General features: G+C 64.3%; 2 protein-coding genes. Both read left to right on the top strand.

All coding sequences use genetic code 11. From position 1 onward, the window contains the following. Positions 1-336 (top strand): NAD(P) transhydrogenase subunit alpha part 2 (locus MKD50_RS30615; RefSeq protein WP_252669801.1); only part of this gene is annotated, 336 nt, incomplete at its 5' end. After that, positions 336-529 (top strand): NAD(P)(+) transhydrogenase (Re/Si-specific) subunit beta (locus MKD50_RS30610; RefSeq protein ID WP_252669799.1); only part of this gene is annotated, 194 nt, incomplete at its 3' end. The genes MKD50_RS30615 and MKD50_RS30610, both read left to right, overlap by 1 nt.

The following is a 529-nucleotide window of genomic DNA, read 5'->3' as shown; positions in this document are numbered from 1 at the left end:
ATGGTGAACCACACGGTGATCAACCTGATCATCTTCGTGCTGGCGATCTACGTGGGTTACCACGTGGTCTGGACGGTCACGCCGGCCCTGCATACGCCCCTGATGGCGGTAACCAACGCGATCTCGGCCATCATCATCGTCGGCGCCATGCTCGCCGCGGGCCTGACCGAAGGCGGCGTCGGGCGCGTGATGGGCACGCTCGCGGTGGCGCTGGCGGCGGTCAACGTGTTCGGCGGCTTCCTGGTGACCCAGCGCATGCTGGAGATGTTCAAGAAGAAGGAACCGAAGGCGAAGGCGCCCGAGGGCAAGCCGGCACTGGCCAAGGAGGGCGCGTGATGGCGGGCCTTGTCAGCATGAACCTCGTCACCCTGCTGTACCTGGTGGCCTCGGTCTGCTTTATCCAGGCGCTCAAGGGGCTGTCGCACCCGGCTTCTGCGCGCAAGGGCAATGCCTTCGGCATGATCGGCATGGCCATCGCGGTGGTGACCACGCTGGTGCTGATCATCAAGCTGAAGAACGAATTCCTCGC

This window comes from Cupriavidus mimosae, assembly GCF_023952485.1.
Lineage (GTDB): Bacteria > Pseudomonadota > Gammaproteobacteria > Burkholderiales > Burkholderiaceae > Cupriavidus > Cupriavidus taiwanensis_C.
The sequence above is the reverse complement of the archived record's forward strand: the minus strand, read 5'-3'. Positions and strand labels throughout refer to the sequence as shown.